Genomic DNA, 16,360 nt, shown 5'->3' with positions numbered 1-16,360 from the left:
CGAAGGTCAGAACAGTCCCGGGATCACCTCCTGCTCCATGTCCGAGTAGCTCTCTTCATTGCTTTCCAGATAGTCGTTCCAGGCCTGCGCGTCCCAGATCTCGGCGTGGGCGCCGACGCCGGTGACGACGAGCTCCTTCTCCAGGCCGGCGTAGGTGCGCAGGTGCGCGGGGATCGTGATGCGGTTCTGGCTGTCGGGCATCTCTGCGCTCGCTCCGGAGAGGAACATGCGCATGAAGTCGCGCGCCTGCTTGTTGCTGAGGGTGCCTGCCGGATGCGCTCGTGCAGCGACTCGAACTCCGCGGAGCTGAAGACGTAGAGGCAGCGCTCCTGTCCGCGCGTGACGACGATGCCACCGGCGAGATCCTCGCGGAACTTCGCGGGGAGGATGACGCGCCCTTTGTCGTCGAGCTTCGGCGTGTGCGTTCCCAACAGCATCTGGCCATCACCCCTCTTCGGCCGGCCACTCCCGAGGTGTGCCCCACTTTACTCCACAATCCTCCACTTTCCTACGACAATGCAGACAACTCTCAGCAGAGGTCGTGACCGACGCGAGAGGAGAGGAACCGAAACCCGCAGAAAATCAAGGCTCTTCGCGGGTGGAGCGCGGTGGAGGGAAAGTGGAGGGAAATCGCCGACCGGCGTACGACGAGCCCGCTTCAGGGCATGAAAAAAGGCCCGGATGCCGAAGCATCCGAGCCGAGAGGAAAGCGGCGGTCAGCGACCGTCTTGACGGCGATCCCAGCGTTCGTTCATGTGGTCCATGAACGCCGCCTGCGAAGGTCCGCCGGACGAAGAGGGGCGAGGTGGGCGTGTCGCCTCGGGCGAGACGCGACGCGACGGGGTGATCGCGAACATCACGCCGGCGAACATCGCGGCGAAGCCGACGACGCCGACGACGATGCCCACGACATCGCCGATGATGACGCCCGCGACGAGAGCGCCGATGCCCACGATGAGCAGCAGCGCGCCATAGACGAGGTTGCGGTAGCTGAGCGTGCGGTCACCCGAGGGCGCGCTGACGACATCGGCGTCATTGCGGAGGAGATGGCGTTCCATCTCGTCGAGCAGACGCTGCTCCTGTTCAGACAGCGGCATGGCGACCCCCTCGGGTAGAATTCGTCTCTCCATTCTAGTCCCGCACGAGGCCGGAGGCTAGGTTCCCGCTGAATGCTCGTAGGCTGGAGAGGTGAGCACCCCCTCCCCTGTGATCGGCGCGGTCGAGCAGCGCCTGCGCCGCTTCGTCGAGGAGATGAGACGATCGGGCTCCGAGTACGGGCCGGATGCCGGCATCCTCTTCGATGCGGCCGAATCCGCGTTGAACGGCGGCAAGCGGATGCGGGCCCGCTTCTGCCATGCCGGGTGGAGCGCCGTGGCGCGCCGTGCCGCCGCGCACTCCCCCGAACCGGACGCACTGTGGGCCGTGTGCGCATCGCTGGAGGCCTTCCAGGCGGCCGCGCTCGTGCACGACGACATCATCGACAACTCCGACACGCGCCGTGGGCGACCGGCGGCCCACCGCGCCCTCGAGAGCCGCCACGAGGAGCTCCGCTGGCGTGGAGACGCAGAGGGCTTCGGCCGCTCCTCGGCGATCCTGCTCGGCGACCTGCTCCTGGCCTGGAGCGATGATCTGCTCGAGGAGGCGCTGACCGAGCACGCCCATGCGGCATCCGTGCGGGCCTCTATGCGCAGATGCGCCGGGACGTCACGGTCGGGCAGTTCCTCGACATCGCCGAGGAGTCGGCGTGGACCCTGATTCCCGACGACGAGCACGCCGCGCGCGCTCTGCGCATCGTCTCGCTCAAGTCCGCCCGCTACAGCGTCGAGCACCCGTTGCTTCTGGGCGCTGCGCTCGCGGGCGCGGATGCGGAGCAGCACGCGGCGCTGAGCGCCTTCGGCAGGCCGCTGGGCATCGCCTTCCAGCTTCGCGACGATGTCCTGGGCGTGTTCGGCGACCCCGAGGTGACGGGGAAGCCGGCCGGCGACGACCTGCGAGAAGGCAAGCGCACGCTCCTGGTGGCGCTGACCCGCGCCGCGGTGCCCGCCGGCATCCGTCAGGCGATCGACGAACTGCTCGGAGAGCCGGGGCTCGGCGACGAGCAGATCGGACTGCTGCGGGCGACGATGCGCGACTCGGGCGCTCTGGAGCGCGTCGAGGAGATCATCGCGACGTCGGCGAAGGAGGCGGAGCGGGCACTGAGCGGCGCCGCACTCGACAACGCCTCGGTCAGCGAACTGCGCGAGCTCGCGCGCGCGGCGACCGTGCGCACCTCATAGGCGGCGGATCATGCCAGAGCACGCGCGACGCGCCGCACCTCGCTCTTGTGCCCCGCGAGGAGCGCCTCTATGGGCGCACGCCCCAGGGACTCCTCGGCGGTCAGCAGCCAGTCGATGAGCTCGTCATCATCGAAGCCGGCGTCCTGGAGGGCGATCACCGTCCCGCGCAGCGAGGCGAGCGGACGCCCGCCGACGATGAAGACGGAGGGCACGGTGAGCGGGCCGTTGCGCCGGGAGCCGACCAGATACCTCTCGGCCAGCAGACGGCGCACGCGCCCTTGCGATTCGCCGAGGATCTCGATCAGCTCGGGCATGGTCAGCCACTGCGTGGGCACGGTCGGAAGTTCTTGCTCAGCCACCTAGCAACTATCTCAGGTCGTGATCGACAGCGCTATTCACACCAGCCACTTGAGTCACTCTTATTGACTTGAATTTACTTTCGTGACACCGTGTTCAGGGTCAGAGGGGGCGATCTTGATACACCACAATCCAACCCGAAGCCTGTTGCGACGCGCCGTTCCTGCACCGATCGCCGTGATCGGCACACTCGCCGCAACGCTGATTCCCACGTCGGCCGCGGCCGAGACCGAGCCTGTCCGGCACCATGCATCGGTGCCCAGCGTGCCGACTGTGGCACAGCTGGCCGCCATGCGAGCGGCTGTGCCCGCGACATCGTCGTACGTGAGTATGGCGTCCGAGAACATCGCCCAGTCGGCATCCGCACGGCCGACGACCTACACGGTGCGCAGCGGCGACACGATCTCGGGGATCGCCTCGCGCTTCGGCCTCGCGACCGCCGATGTACTCGACTGGAACACCCTCGGCTGGCGCAGCGTGGTCTACCCCGGACAGACCGTGCGTCTGACCGCGCCTCCCTCGTCAGCGGCCGCGGCAGGCGGCACCTCCGCGACGCAGAGCACGCCACCCGCATCGAAGACGGCTACGGCCAAGACGCACACCGTCGTCCGCGGCGACACCGTCTACGCGATCGCGAAGAAATACGGCAGCACAGTCAGCGCCATCCTCACCGCCAACAAGATCGGCGGCAACGCGCTCATATTCCCGGGACAGAAGCTCACCATCCCGGGGACGACCTCGACCACGTCTTCGTCGAGCAACTCATCCAGCAGCTCGTCCAGCAAGACCTCGACCTCGGCACCGAAGACCTCCGCCTCGGCGAAGACGCACACCGTCGTCCGCGGCGACACCGTCTACGCGATCGCGAAGAAGTACGGCAGCACTGTCAAGGCCATCCTCACCGCCAACAAGATCGGCAGCAACGCGCTCATCCGTGTCGGCCAGAAGCTCACCATCCCAGGGACGACCTCGACCACGTCCTCATCCAGCAGCTCGTCCAGCAAGACATCGACCTCCGCACCGAAGACCTCCGCCTCGGCGAAGACGCACACTGTCGTCCGCGGCGACACCGTCTACGACATCGCCCGGAAGTACGGCACGACCGTCAACGCGATCCTCACCGCCAACAAGATCGGCAGCAACGCCATCATCTACGTCGGCCAGAAGCTCACCATCCCCGGCGGCACGTCGTCGGGATCGTCGTCGGGATCGTCCTCCGGCTCGTCGTCGGGTTCGTCCTCCGGATCCTCCGGCGCGCCGGCAGGCAGCGCGAGCCCTCCGCAGCGGACGGCGACGCTCAGCGGTGCGCAGATCGACAACGCCCAGCTCATCATCCGGATCGGCCGCGAACTCGGTGTCTCCGAGCGCGGCATCGCCATCGCCCTGGCCGCAGCCATGGTGGAGTCCTCGATGCGCAACCTCGACTATGGCGACCGCGACTCGCTCGGCCTGTTCCAGCAGCGTCCGAGCACGGGCTGGGGAACACCGGAGCAGATCATGGACCGGGACCGCAGCATCCGGGCCTTCTACGGCGGTCCGGGCAACCCGAACGCGGGCAAGACCCGCGGGCTGCTCGACATCGCCGGCTGGGAGTCGATGGCCTTCACTGTCGCCGCACAGCGGGTGCAGATCTCGGCCTTCCCCGACCGGTACGGCCAGTGGGAGACACAGGCCTATCAGTGGCTCGCCCTCCACGGCTGAAACACGGCGGAATCTCGCGCCTTCAGGGGTGCGCCTCCCCTGCAGGTTCGCGGTTTCTCCATAGACTCGCGATGTGACTTCGAATCAGCAGGCCGACCCTCTCATCGGGCAGCTTGTTGACGGCCGCTACCGGGTGCGCGCGCGCATCGCCCGGGCGGGATGGCCACCGTGTACGTCGCCACCGACCTGCGCCTGGAGCGCCGTGTCGCGCTCAAGGTGATGCACGGGCATCTGAGCGACGATTCGGTCTTCCAGAGCCGCTTCATCCAGGAGGCCCGCGCCGCCGCGCGCCTGGCGGATCCGAACGTCGTCAACGTCTACGACCAGGGGCAGGACGGCGAGCTCGCCTACCTCGTCATGGAGTACCTTCCCGGCATCACCCTGCGAGAACTCCTGCGCGAGCAGCGGCGGCTCACGCTCGAACAGGCGGTGACGATCATGGATGCCGTGCTCTCCGGCCTCGTCGCCGCGCACAAGGCCGGGATCGTCCATCGCGATGTGAAGCCCGAGAACGTCCTGCTCGCCGAAGACGGGCGCATCAAGATCGGCGACTTCGGCCTGGCGCGCGCCTCCACCGCGAACACCGCCACCGGGCAGCAGTTGCTGGGCACGATCGCCTATCTCGCCCCGAGCTCGTCACCCGCGGCACCGCAGATGCCCGCAGCGACATCTACGCCCTCGGCATCATGCTCTACGAGATGCTCACCGGCGAGCAGCCCTACAAGGGCGAGCAGCCCATGCAGATCGCCTTCCAGCATGCGACAGAATCGGTGCCCCGTCCCAGCATCCGGAACCCGTCGATTCCCGAGCCTCTCGACGAGCTCGTGCTGTGGGCGACCGAGAAGACGCCCGACGAGCGCCCGCGCGACGCCAAGGAGATGCTCGACCGTCTGCGCCAGATCGAGCGCGAACTCGGCATCAGTCCGCTGACTGCTCCCCCGATCGCGCCGCCCGCGACGACGAAGGCGTTCAGCGACTCGGTCGACATCACGAAGGTGCTCCCCGGGACGTTGGCCTCCACCGCGCCGACCGTCACCGTCGAGCGGCAGGAGGACAACGCCTCCCGTCTTCGACGACGCACCCGCCGCCGCCGTTCCCGCGGCGGTTGGCTGCTCGCGCTCGTGCTGCTGCTGGCCGTGCTCGCCGGCGGCGCCGGCTGGTGGTTCGGCTCCGGTCCCGGAGCGCTCATCGCGGTTCCGCCGCTGGCCGGCCTCAGCAGCTTCGAGGAAGCCGAAGACGTCCTCGCCGAGGTGGGGCTGCGTGCCGCCGAAGAGGGCGAGCATACCCGTGAGGTCGCCGAGGGCGTCGTCATCCGCTCCGACCCCGAGGAGGGCGAGCGGCTCGAGGCGAACGAGCTCGTGACCGTGTTCGTCTCCCTCGGACCGCAGCTGCACAGGGTCGAGGCGCTCCGTGGTCGGGATGCGGCCGAGGTCCGCGCGCAGCTGGAGTCGCTCGGCGTGACCGTCGACGACGACGAGTCCATCTTCTCCGACCAGACCGCGCGCGACGCCGTCGCCCGCGCGACCATTCATCCGGCATCCGGTGCGGACTCCTACCGCTGCAACGACGGCTGCGAGCTCTACGACGGCGACTCGGCCACCCTGTTGGTGTCGGTCGGTCCCGTGCCCGACGTCAGCGGGCTCTCTGTGCCGGACGCCACACGGGTGCTCGAGCAGAGCGGCCTCGACGTGGACGACGAGCTGACCCGCCGCCATCACGAGTCGGTCGCCGCGGACCGCGTCATCGGCATCGCCGACCGCAGCAGCGAGGGCAACTGGCGCCCGGGCGAGACGGTGCGGCTCATCGTGTCGGACGGCCCCGCGCCCATCGAGATCCCCGATCTCAGCGACGGGTCGGTCCGCAACGCCATGGACACGCTCACGGGTCTCGGCTTCCGACCGACGACCCTCGTGCCCGAGTTCTTCTGGGACATCTTCTCGGTGCAGCGCACCGATCCCCCGCCGGCGAGTGGCGTGTGCGCGGCACCGAGGTGCGGGTCATCGCCGTAGGCTGATCGGCAGCGTCCCACCGCGAGAACGACGAATCGCCCTTCAGCAGCGGCTGCGCGCTTCTCGACCGAGACGACGGGCAGCCAGACGGATGCCGCGGCATCCGTCGTCCGCGCTCAGCGGCGCTCGAGCTCCTCGGCGACGAGGAAAGCCAGCTCCAGGCTCTGCATGTGGTTCAGGCGCGGGTCGCACAGGCTCTCGTAGCGGGTCGCGAGGCCTGCCTCGTCGATCTGCTCGGATCCCCCCAGGCATTCGGTCACGTCGTCGCCGGTGAGCTCGACGTGGATGCCGCCGGGAACGTGCCCACGGCGCGGTGCGCCTCGAAGAATCCGCGCACCTCGTCGATGACGTCGTCGAAGCGGCGCGTCTTGTAGCCGGTGGGCGTGGTGATGCCGTTGCCGTGCATGGGGTCGGTGACCCACAGCGGGGTGGCGCCGGAGTCTTTCACCGCCTCCAGCAGCGGTGGCAGGGCGTCGCGGATCTTGCCCGCGCCCATGCGCGTGATGAACGTCAGACGCCCGGGCTCGCGCTCGGGGTCGAGCTTGTCGATGAGCGCCAGCGCCGTCTCGGGCGTGGTCGTCGGGCCGAGCTTGACGCCGATCGGGTTGCGGATCTTCGAGAAGTAGTCGACGTGTGCGCCGTCGAGCTCGCGCGTGCGCTCCCCGATCCACAGGAAGTGCGCGGAGGTGTTGTACGGCGTGTCGGTGCGCGAGTCGATGCGGGTCATCGGGCGCTCGTAGTCCATGAGCAGGCCCTCGTGGCCGGTGAAGAACTCCACGCGCCGCAGCTCGTCGAAGTCGGCGCCGGCCGCCTCCATGAACTTGATGGCGCGGTCGATCTCGGCGGCCATGCGCTCGTAACGCTGGTTGGCCGGGTTCTGCGCGAAGCCCTTGTTCCACGAGTGCACCTCGCGGAGATCGGCGAAGCCGCCCTGGGTGAAGGCGCGGATGAGGTTCAGCGTCGAGGCCGCCATGTGGTAGCCCTGCAGCAGACGCCCCGGATCGGCGGTGCGGGAGGCCTCGGTGAAGTCGTAGCCGTTGACGATGTCGCCGCGGTAGGCCGGCAGCGTGACATCGCCGCGGGTCTCGGTGTCGCTCGAGCGCGGCTTGGCGAACTGCCCGCCATGCGGCCCATCTTCACCACGGGCATGGAGGCGCCGTAGGTGAGCACGACGGCCATCTGCAGCACCGTCTTGATGCGGTTGCGGATCTGGTCGGCGGTGGCCCCGGCGAAGGTCTCGGCGCAGTCGCCGCCCTGCAGGAGGAAGGCCTGACCGGATGCCGCACGCGCCAGGCGATCGCGGAGATTGTCGACCTCGCCGGCGAAGACGAGGGGCGGCAGCCCAGCGAGCTGCTCGGAGACGGCGGCGACGTGCGCCGTGTCCGGCCACTGCGGCTGCTGCTTGATCGGGAGCGAGCGCCACGCGTCGAGGGCATCGAGGTGCTTGAGCATTACTCCAGCTTAGTGCGGTCGGCGAGGTCCGAAGACCCCGGTGACGAGCGGGTGCCGCAGCGCCGGCCGCGGCACGCGAGTGCTCAGCCGCGCCGCGCCGGGAGCCGGTCTTTCACGGTAGAGGCGTAGACGTCGTCGTACTCCTGCTCCCCCAGCCGCTGGAGGGCGACCATGATCTCGTCGGTGACCGAACGGAGGATGTAGCGGTCGTTCTCCATCCCCTCGTAGCGGGAGAAGTCCAGCGGCTCCCCGATGACGATGCCGACGCGGACGATGCGCGGCATCCGCGTTCCGATCGGCATCATCGTGTCGGTGTCGACCATGACCAGCGGACCACCGGCACCTTCGCCTCCAGCGCCATGCGCGCGATGCCCGTCCGGCCCCGGTAGAGCTTGCCGTCGGGGCTGCGGGTGCCCTCCGGGTAGATGCCGAGAAGGTCGCCGCGCCCGAGCACCTGCAGGCCGGTGTTCAGCGAGGCCTCCGAGGCCTTGCCGCCGGAGCGGTCGATAGGAAGCTGTCCGGTCGCCTTGAAGAACACACGTGTGGCCCACCCCTTGAGCCCTTTCCCGGTGAAGTAGTCGCTCTTGGCGAGGAACGAGACCGGACGATCGATCATGAGCGGGAGGAAGATCGAGTCGACGAAGGAGAGGTGGTTGCTCGCGAGGATCGCGGCGCCTTCGGAGGGACGTGCCCGCGCCCGACGATCCACGGCCGGAAGATCGCCTTGACCACCGGGCCGATCACGACGTACTTCATCAACCAGTAGAACACCCTCGTGATTCTAGCCCTCGACCGCCCCGGCACAGGGTGCTGTCCGGCGGGCCGGAGACTGCGGCATCCGACTGCGTCTGGGTCTCAGAATCAGTGCGACTGGATCCCAAAAACGACCGTCGCAGTGACGCCCTGTGCCTTAGACTCGGAGGAATTACCGCACTGTCCGGTACCGAAGGAGTTGCCGTGTCCCAATTTGACATCCCCGCGATCGTGCCCGCCGATCCCGAGGCGAACATCACCGATCTGCTGGTCCAGCGCGTGGAGAAGACGCCGAACCTGGCTCTGTTCTCCGTGCCCGAGGCGAGGGTGGCGCGACGTGAGCGCGGCCGACTTCCAGACCGCCGTGATCGCCCTGGCCAAGGGATTCGCCGCCGCCGGCATCCAGCCCGGCGACAAGGTCGGCTTCATCGCCCGCACCACCTACGAGTGGAGCCTCGTCGACTTCGCGCTCTTCTATGCCGGCGCGGTCATGGTGCCGATCTACGAGACGAGCTCGCCCGCGCAGATCCAGTGGATCATGGAGGACTCCGGGCCATCGCGCTCATCGTCGAGTCCGCCGAGCACAACGCCCGCGTCGACGAGGTCCGCAGTGAACTCCCGCTCGTGCGCGAGGTCTGGCAGATGCACCTCGACGCGCTGAGCACGCTCACCGCGCAGGGCGCCGACGTCGACGACGCCGAGATCGAGCGCCGCCGCAATCTCGCGATCGGCTCCGACATCGCGACCCTCATCTACACCTCCGGCTCCACCGGCCGCCCGAAGGGATGCGTGCTCACGCACAGCAACTTCGTCGAGCTCGTGCGCAACTCGGCCAAGGCCCTCGACGTCGTCGTCTCGATGCCGGGCGCCTCGACGGTGCTGTTCATCACGACCGCACACGTCTTCGCGCGCTTCATCTCGATCCTGAACATCCACGCCGGCGTCCGCACCGGGCACCAGCCCGACACCAAGCAACTGCTGCAGGCGCTCGGCTCGTTCAAGCCGACCTTCCTGTTGGCCGTACCCCGCGTGTTCGAGAAGGTCTACAACTCGGCCGAGCAGAAGGCCGAGGCCGGAGGCAAGGGCAAGATCTTCCGCGCCGCCGCGTCCGTCGCCATCGAGCATTCGCGCCGCCTGCAGGACGGCGAGAAGATCCCGCTGGGCATGAAGATCAAGTTCGGGCTGTTCGACAAGCTCGTCTACAGCAAGCTCCGCACGGCCATGGGCGGGAACGTCCGCTACGCCGTCTCGGGCTCTGCTCCCTCGGCCCGCGTCTCGGCCACTTCTTCCACAGCCTCGGCGTCCACATCCTCGAGGGCTACGGCCTGACCGAGACGACGGCGCCGGCGACGGTGAACCTCGCCGACAAGTCGAAGATCGGCACCGTCGGGCCCGCGATCCCCGGCGTCGGCATCCGCATCGCCGAAGACGGCGAGATCGAGGTCCGCGGCATCAACGTCTTCAAGGAGTACTGGCGCAACCCCGAGGCCACCGCCGAGGCCTTCGACGGCGAGTGGTTCAAGACCGGCGACATCGGCACGATCGACTCCGAGGGCTTCCTCACGGTCACCGGCCGCAAGAAGGAGATCATCGTCACCGCCGGCGGCAAGAACGTCGCCCCGGCCGTGCTCGAGGATCCGGTGCGCGCGAACCCGATCGTCAGCCAGATCGTCGTCGTGGGCGACCAGAAGCCGTTCATCTCGGCACTGGTGACTCTCGACAGCGAGATGCTGCCGACCTGGCTGGCCAACAACGGTCTGCCCGAAGACCTGTCGCTGTCGGATGCCGCGACGCACGCGGCTGTGCGAGACGAGATCCAGACGGCGATCGACCGGGCCAACAAGGCCGTTTCGCGCGCCGAGTCGATCCGCAAGTTCACGATCCTCGACACCGAGTGGACGGAGGCCTCGGGTCACCTGACGCCAAAGATGTCGATCAAGCGCGGCGTCATCCTCGACGACTTCGCCGACGAGATCGAGGCGATCTACAGCGAGCCGGTCACGACCACGAACACGCCGGTCGGCTGAGCTTCGAGTCTGAGAACGGCCTGGCGTCAACCGCAGAGACGCCAGGCCGTTTCGACTCGCTCGCGCCGCGCGCGGGCTCGCTCAACGTTGATATGTTCCCGCCTCAACGCTGCTTCGCAGCGGTGACCCCGGGCCATATCAGAACCAGCTGCTCTCGCGCACCTCGCGCATCGCCTGGCGGCGCGTCTCCGGCGCCAGGCGCGAGAGGTAGACCTTGCCGTCGAGGTGGTCGGTCTCGTGCTGCAGCGCCTGGGCGAGCAGCCCTTCGCCCTCGAGGACGACCGGGTTCCCGTCGAGGTCGATGCCCTCCACCCGCGCCCAGGGATGCCGGAGCGCGTCGTGCCAGAGCCCGGGCACCGAAAGGCACCCCTCGCCGGTCGGGACGGGGTCGCCCCGCACCTCGACGAGCTCCGGGTTGAGCACGTAGCCGATGTCGCCGTCGATGTTGTAGCTGAACGCCCGCAGCGCGACGCCGATCTGCGGGGCGGCCACCCCGGCACGCCCCGGCAGCTCCACGCTGTCGAGCAGGTCCTGCACGAGGGCGCGCACGCCGTCGTCGATGTCGCCGATCGGCGTGCAGACCGTGCGCAGCACGGGGTCGCCGAAGAGCCGGATCTCGCGAACCGTCATCAGGCCGACCGGGCGCGCAGGCTCTCGACGACGAGCGCGGCGAGGCTCCGGGCCGCCTGCCGGGTCTCCGGCTGCAGCTCGGCGAAGGCGATCTCGCCGCCGGCGGCGATCTGCGGGTCGTAGGGCATGCGCACGACGTGGCGCACGCGCGAGGCGAAGTGCTTCTCCAGCTCGTCCTCCTGGACGATGGGCTTGCCCGGCACCGCCTTGTTGAGCACGACGATCGCATCACGGGCGAGATCGGCGCGGTCGTTGGTCTCCAGCCAGGTGAGGGTCTCCGAGGCCAGACGCGCCTCGTCGACGCTGAGCCCGGCGACGATCACGACCTGGTCGGCCTGGTCGAGCGTCTCGGTCATCACCGAGTGCACGATGCCGGTCCCCGTGTCGGTGAGGACGACGGAGTAGTAGTGCGCGGCGACCTCGGCGACACGGCGGTAGTCGACGTCGCCGAAGGCCTCGGCGATGTGGGGGTCGGCATCCGAGGCGATGACGTCCAGGCGCGTGGCGTCGCGGCCGACGATTGCCGAGATGTCCTGGTAGCCGTGCACCTCTTCGCTGATGCGGGCCAGCTCCCGCACCGACTTCGTGCCCTGGTGGGCGATGCGGTCGGCGAGCGTGCCCCGATCGGGATTCGCGTCGACGGCGACGATGCGGTCGTCGCGGGCGTCGGCCAGCGCCATCCCCAGGAGGGTGGTCACGGTCGTCTTGCCCACGCCGCCCTTGCGGGAGAGCACGGCCACGAAACGTGCGCCGCCGGGGAGGCTTCCGGCGATGCGCGCCGAGAGCTGTTTGCGGGCACGGGCCGGCTTGCTGTCACCGATGTTGATGAGGCGGCCCGAGACCGTGTACAGGAAGTGCGGCCAGGCGCCCTCGGGCTCGGGCTTGGCGCGATGGCTCGGCTCCAGCAGACGGTCGGAGGTGAGCAGGTCCGCCGACTCGCGAGAGGGCTCGCTCAGCTCGCCCAGCCGCTTGGAGGTGAGCGTCACGTCCGTGCGCGGCGCGACTCGGGCGGAATCGGATGCCAGACGAGCCGTCTCGACGGCCTTGTCGTCCTTGGATGCGTTCACAGGAGGGTCTTCTTCCTCGTCCTCGGCGGATGCGACGCCGTCGGCGGCGCCGACATCCGTTGCGGTGTCGTCGGGTGCGGTCCGGTCGAGCTCCGGCTCATCGATCTCGATCTCGTCGAGGTTGACGATGTCGTCGTCGAAGGCGGCCTCCGCCTCGGGCGACTCCTCGGGCGACTCCTCGATCGGGGTCTCCACGACGACCTCCGGCGCGATCTCCGGCTCGGGCTCCGGTGCGACCTCGATCACGATGACGGAGTCGTCGGCGAAGGCCGCCGTGGAGTCGACGGGCTCTGCGGGATCCGCCTCCGCGACGTCGGAGTCCTCCCCGGACGCAGCGCTGATCTCCCCCGCAGCCGCGTCCTCGGAGCTGCCGTCGAGGAGTTCCCCGACCACGGCGTCGTCGTCGACGACATCGTCATCGGAGTCGTCGTCCGTCATCGGCAGCGAGACGCTGACCTGCGCCGTGCCGCCGAGGATGCCGATGCCCATGGTGTCGACCGACGCAGCCTCGTCGAGCACACCCAGGGACTCGTCCTCTGTATGCGCGTCGTCCTTCTTGCCGCTCATGCCACCTGACTTTCTCGATCGTGCTGACCGGTCAAGGTTAGTGTGCCGGGCGGATCACGACCAAAAGATCACCGGCGTCGACCTGCTGGGTCGGGCCGATCGCGAGGCGCTCGACGACCCCGTCGACGGATGCGGTGATGGCCGCCTCCATCTTCATCGCCTCGATCGAGGCGATCGGTTCGCCGGCGCGCACCCGGGCTCCGACCTCGGTCTTGAGCGTGACGACGCCGGAGAACGGGGCGGCGATCTGACCGGGCACCGAGGTGTCGGCCTTCTCCACCTCGACGCTGTCGACGGCGACGGCCTCGTCGCGCACCGAGACGGGGCGCAGCTGGCCGTTGAGCGTGGTCATGACCGTGCGCATGCCCTTGTCGTCCACGTCACCGATCGCGACGAGACCGGCGTAGAGCTGGACGCCGCGGTCGATCTCGACGACGTGCTCCTCACCGGCGGTGAGCCCGTACAGGTAGTCGCCCGTGTCGAGCACGGAGACGTCGCCGTAGCGCTCGCGCACTTCGGCGAGCTCCTTGGTCGGTCCGGGGAACAGCAGCCGGTTCAGCGCGTCGCGCCGGGTCTCGCTGTCGCCGCCGAGAGCCGCATCGTCCTCTGCCGACACCTCGGTCACGCCGACGCGCACCTCGCGCCCGGCGAGCACCTTGCTGCGGAAGGGCTCGGGCCAGCCACCCGGAAGGTCGCCGAGCTCGCCGGCCATGAAGCCCACGACCGAGTCGGGCACGTCGAAGCGCTCGGGGTTGGCCTCGAACTCCGCCGGGTCGGCGCGGACGGCGGCCAGGTGCAGGGCGAGATCGCCCACGACCTTCGAGGAGGGCGTCACCTTCGGCACGCGTCCGAGGATCGCGTCGGCCGCGGCATACATGTCCTCGATGAGCTCGAAGTCCTCGGCGAGGCCCAGCGCCTTGGCCTGCTGGCGCAGGTTCGAGAGCTGCCCGCCCGGGATCTCGTGGTGGTAGACGCGGCCGGTGGGGCCGGGGAGACCCGACTCGTAGGGTGCGTACTGATGGCGCACCGCCTCCCAGTAGGGCTCGAGGCTCGAAACGGCGTCGAGATCCAGTCCGGTGTCGCGCGCGGTGTGCGACAGCGCCGCCACGAGCGCCGAGAGCGAGGGCTGGCTGGTCGTGCCCGAGAGCGGGGCGGATGCCGCATCCACCGCATCGACACCGGCCTCGCTGGCCGCGAGCAGCGTCGCGAGCTGGCCGCCGGCGGTGTCGTGCGTGTGCAGGTGCACCGGCAGGTCGAAGCGCTCGCGCAGCGCGCGCACAAGCGTGGAGGCGGCACCGGGTCGCAGGAGCCCGGCCATGTCCTTGATCGCGAGGACGTGGGCCCGGCGTCCACGATCTGCTCGGCCAGGCGCAGGTAGTAGTCCAGCGTGTAGAGCGACTCGGCGGGGTTGAGCAGGTCGCCGGTGTAGCAGAGCGCCACCTCGGCGATCGTCGTCCCGGTATCGCGTACGGCGTCGATCGCCGGCCGCATCTGCGAGACGTCGTTGAGGGCGTCGAAGATGCGGAAGATGTCGATGCCGCTGTCTGCGGCCTCGCGCACGAAGGCGTCGGTGACCTTCGTCGGGTACGGCGTGTAGCCGACCGTGTTGCGCCCCCGCAGCAGCATCTGGATCGCGACGTTCGGCAGCGCCGTGCGCAGCTTGTCCAGGCGCTCCCAGGGGTCCTCGCCGAGGAAGCGCAGCGCGACGTCGTAGGTCGCCCCACCCCAGGCCTCGACCGAAAGCAGCTCGGGGGTCAGCTGCGCGACGGCGGGCGCCGCGGCGACGAGGTCGCGCGTACGGACGCGGGTCGCCAGCAGCGACTGATGCGCGTCGCGGAAGGTGGTCTCGGTGACGGCCAGGGCGTTCTGCGCGCGCAGGTCGGCGGCGAAACGCTCGGGACCCAGCTCGAGCAGGCGCTGACGCGAACCGGGCACGGGCTCGGCGGCCGCGTCGAGGGCGGGGAGCTTGCTGAGCGGGTCGATGCTCAGCGGTCGCGGCCCGTTCGGGGCGTTGACCGTCTTCTCGACGAGCCAGGTGAGCAGCTTGGTGCCGCGGTCCTTGGACTCGCGGCCGCGCAGGAGCTCGGGGCGCTCGTCGATGAACGAGGTGCTGACGTCGCCCGAGATGAACGCCTCGTCATCCAGGAGCGCCTGCAGGAAGGGGATGTTCGTGGCGACGCCGCGGATGCGGAACTCCGCCAGCGCGCGACGGGCACGCGCGACTGCGGCGGGGAAGTCGCGTCCGCGGCAGGTGAGCTTGGAGAGCATCGAGTCGAAGTGCGGGCTGATCTGGGCACCCTGGTGCACGGTCCCGCCGTCGAGGCGGATGCCGGCACCGCCCGGCGAGCGGTACGTGGTGATCTTGCCGGTGTCGGGCCGGAAGCCCTGCGTGGGGTCCTCGGTGGTGATGCGGCACTGCAGCGCCGCACCGCGCAGGCGGATCGAGTCCTGCGTGAGGCCGATCTCGGCGAGCGTCTGACCGCTGGCGATGCGCATCTGCGCCTGGACGAGGTCGACGTCGGTGACCTCCTCGGTCACCGTGTGCTCGACCTGGATGCGCGGGTTCATCTCGATGAAGACGACCTCGCCGGTGCGCTCCCCCGCCGTCTCGAGGAGGAACTCGACCGTGCCGGCGTTCTCGTAGCCGATCGAGCGGGCAAAGGCGATCGCGTGGCGGTGCAGGGCGTCGCGGATGTCGTCGTCGAGGTTCGGCGCCGGGGCGATCTCCACGACCTTCTGGTGACGACGCTGCACCGAGCAGTCGCGCTCGAACAGGTGCACCGTCTCGCCGCTCTTGTCGGCGAGGATCTGCACCTCGATGTGCCGGGGGCGCACGACCGCCTGCTCGAGGAACATGCGCGGGTCGCCGAAGGCGCTGCCGGCCTCGCGCATCGCCTCGGCGAGGGCGGGAGCGAGCTCGTCGCGGCTCTCGACACGGCGCATGCCGCGCCCGCCACCGCCGGCGACGGCCTTCGCGAACAGCGGGAAACCGATCTCGTCGGCCTGCGCGACGAGCGCGTCGACGTCATCCGACGCCTCCGTCGAACGCAGCACCGGCACCCCGGCCTCGATGGCGTGGCGCTTGGCCTCGACCTTGTTGCCGGCCATCTGCAGGACGCCCGCGGGCGGTCCGATGAACACGATCCCGGCCGCGGCGGCCTTCTCCGCCAGATCGGGGTTCTCCGAGAGGAACCCGTAACCGGGGTAGATGGCGTCGGCGCCGCTCTCGACCGCGACCCGGACGATCTCGTCGACGTCGAGATAGGCGCGCACCGGGTGACCCCGCTCGCCGATCTCATAGGCCTCATCGGCCTTGAGCCGGTGCACCGAGCCGCGGTCCTCCCACGGGAAGACGGCAACGGTCCGAGCCCCCAGTTCGACGGCGGCACGGAAGGCCCGGATGGCGATCTCTCCGCGATTGGCGACAAGGATCTTCGTGAACATGCACACCTCTTCGTAGGGACGGTGCAACGGGGATAACTGCGCGCACGCGCGGCAGGTTGACGTTTCTCACAGCCTAA

At 69.2% G+C, this 16,360-nt stretch carries 7 protein-coding genes and 6 pseudogenes; 5 read left to right on the top strand and 8 right to left on the bottom strand.

Features of this window, described 5'->3' with window-relative positions; all coding sequences use genetic code 11:
• Window positions 1-6 precede the first annotated feature (6 nt).
• Both mraZ and KAE78_RS15255 read right to left on the bottom strand, forming a co-directional pair.
• Window positions 7-437 (bottom strand): annotated as a pseudogene (mraZ, locus tag KAE78_RS15260) (division/cell wall cluster transcriptional repressor MraZ).
• A 279-nt stretch (window positions 438-716) separates the two neighbouring features.
• Window positions 717-1,097, bottom strand: coding sequence for a DUF3040 domain-containing protein (locus tag KAE78_RS15255; RefSeq protein WP_223172754.1), 381 nt, complete (start codon window positions 1,095-1,097; stop codon window positions 717-719).
• Between the two features lie 91 nt (window positions 1,098-1,188).
• On the opposite strand from KAE78_RS15255, the gene KAE78_RS19005 reads away from it, so the two are divergent.
• Together KAE78_RS19005 and KAE78_RS19000 are read left to right on the top strand one after the other, a co-directional pair.
• The gene (locus KAE78_RS19005; RefSeq protein WP_317451963.1) at window positions 1,189-1,755 is read left to right on the top strand and encodes a polyprenyl synthetase family protein; all 567 of its coding nucleotides are present in this window, start codon (window positions 1,189-1,191) and stop codon (window positions 1,753-1,755) included.
• Complete coding sequence (locus KAE78_RS19000; protein WP_317451962.1) at window positions 1,692-2,276, top strand: polyprenyl synthetase family protein; 585 nt, start codon at window positions 1,692-1,694, stop codon at window positions 2,274-2,276. Before KAE78_RS19005 ends, KAE78_RS19000 begins: the two co-directional genes overlap by 64 nt.
• A gap of 8 nt (window positions 2,277-2,284) precedes the next feature.
• Here the strand turns inward: KAE78_RS19000 and KAE78_RS15245 are convergent, their stop codons facing one another.
• Window positions 2,285-2,590, bottom strand: a complete 306-nt coding sequence (locus tag KAE78_RS15245) for an Rv2175c family DNA-binding protein (RefSeq protein WP_223172815.1) — start codon at window positions 2,588-2,590, stop codon at window positions 2,285-2,287.
• Between the two features lie 373 nt (window positions 2,591-2,963).
• Here KAE78_RS15245 and KAE78_RS15240 point away from each other — a divergent pair, with 373 nt between their 5' ends.
• Entirely contained in the window at window positions 2,964-4,334 is a 1,371-nt protein-coding gene (locus KAE78_RS15240) for a LysM peptidoglycan-binding domain-containing protein (protein ID WP_223172753.1), read from the top strand.
• A 73-nt stretch (window positions 4,335-4,407) separates the two neighbouring features.
• Window positions 4,408-6,343: pseudogene (gene pknB / locus KAE78_RS20035) on the top strand (Stk1 family PASTA domain-containing Ser/Thr kinase).
• 116 nt (window positions 6,344-6,459) lie between these two features.
• On the opposite strand, the pseudogene KAE78_RS15230 reads toward pknB, so the two are convergent.
• Window positions 6,460-7,795 (bottom strand): annotated as a pseudogene (locus KAE78_RS15230) (class II 3-deoxy-7-phosphoheptulonate synthase).
• Between the two features lie 83 nt (window positions 7,796-7,878).
• A pseudogene (locus tag KAE78_RS15225) lies at window positions 7,879-8,566 on the bottom strand (lysophospholipid acyltransferase family protein).
• Window positions 8,567-8,752: 186 nt separating this feature from the next.
• Here KAE78_RS15225 and KAE78_RS15220 point away from each other — a divergent pair.
• A pseudogene (locus KAE78_RS15220) lies at window positions 8,753-10,575 on the top strand (AMP-dependent synthetase/ligase).
• 138 nt (window positions 10,576-10,713) lie between these two features.
• Here the strand turns inward: KAE78_RS15220 and KAE78_RS15215 are convergent.
• From KAE78_RS15215 to KAE78_RS15205, 3 genes and pseudogenes are all read right to left on the bottom strand, one after another.
• Window positions 10,714-11,205 carry a peptide deformylase gene (locus KAE78_RS15215; protein ID WP_223172752.1) on the bottom strand — a complete coding sequence of 164 codons (492 nt, stop codon included), beginning with the start codon at window positions 11,203-11,205 and terminating at the stop codon, window positions 10,714-10,716.
• The gene (locus KAE78_RS15210) at window positions 11,205-12,839 is read right to left on the bottom strand and encodes a MinD/ParA family protein (RefSeq protein WP_223172751.1); all 1,635 of its coding nucleotides are present in this window, start codon (window positions 12,837-12,839) and stop codon (window positions 11,205-11,207) included. The genes KAE78_RS15215 and KAE78_RS15210 overlap by 1 nt, the downstream gene beginning before the upstream one ends.
• 37 nt (window positions 12,840-12,876) lie before the next feature.
• A pseudogene (locus tag KAE78_RS15205) lies at window positions 12,877-16,283 on the bottom strand (pyruvate carboxylase).
• Window positions 16,284-16,360 lie beyond the last annotated feature (77 nt).

Source organism: Microbacterium sp. NIBRBAC000506063 (assembly GCF_017968845.1).
GTDB lineage: Bacteria > Actinomycetota > Actinomycetes > Actinomycetales > Microbacteriaceae > Microbacterium.
This window is presented reverse-complemented; position numbering and strand designations above follow the sequence as displayed.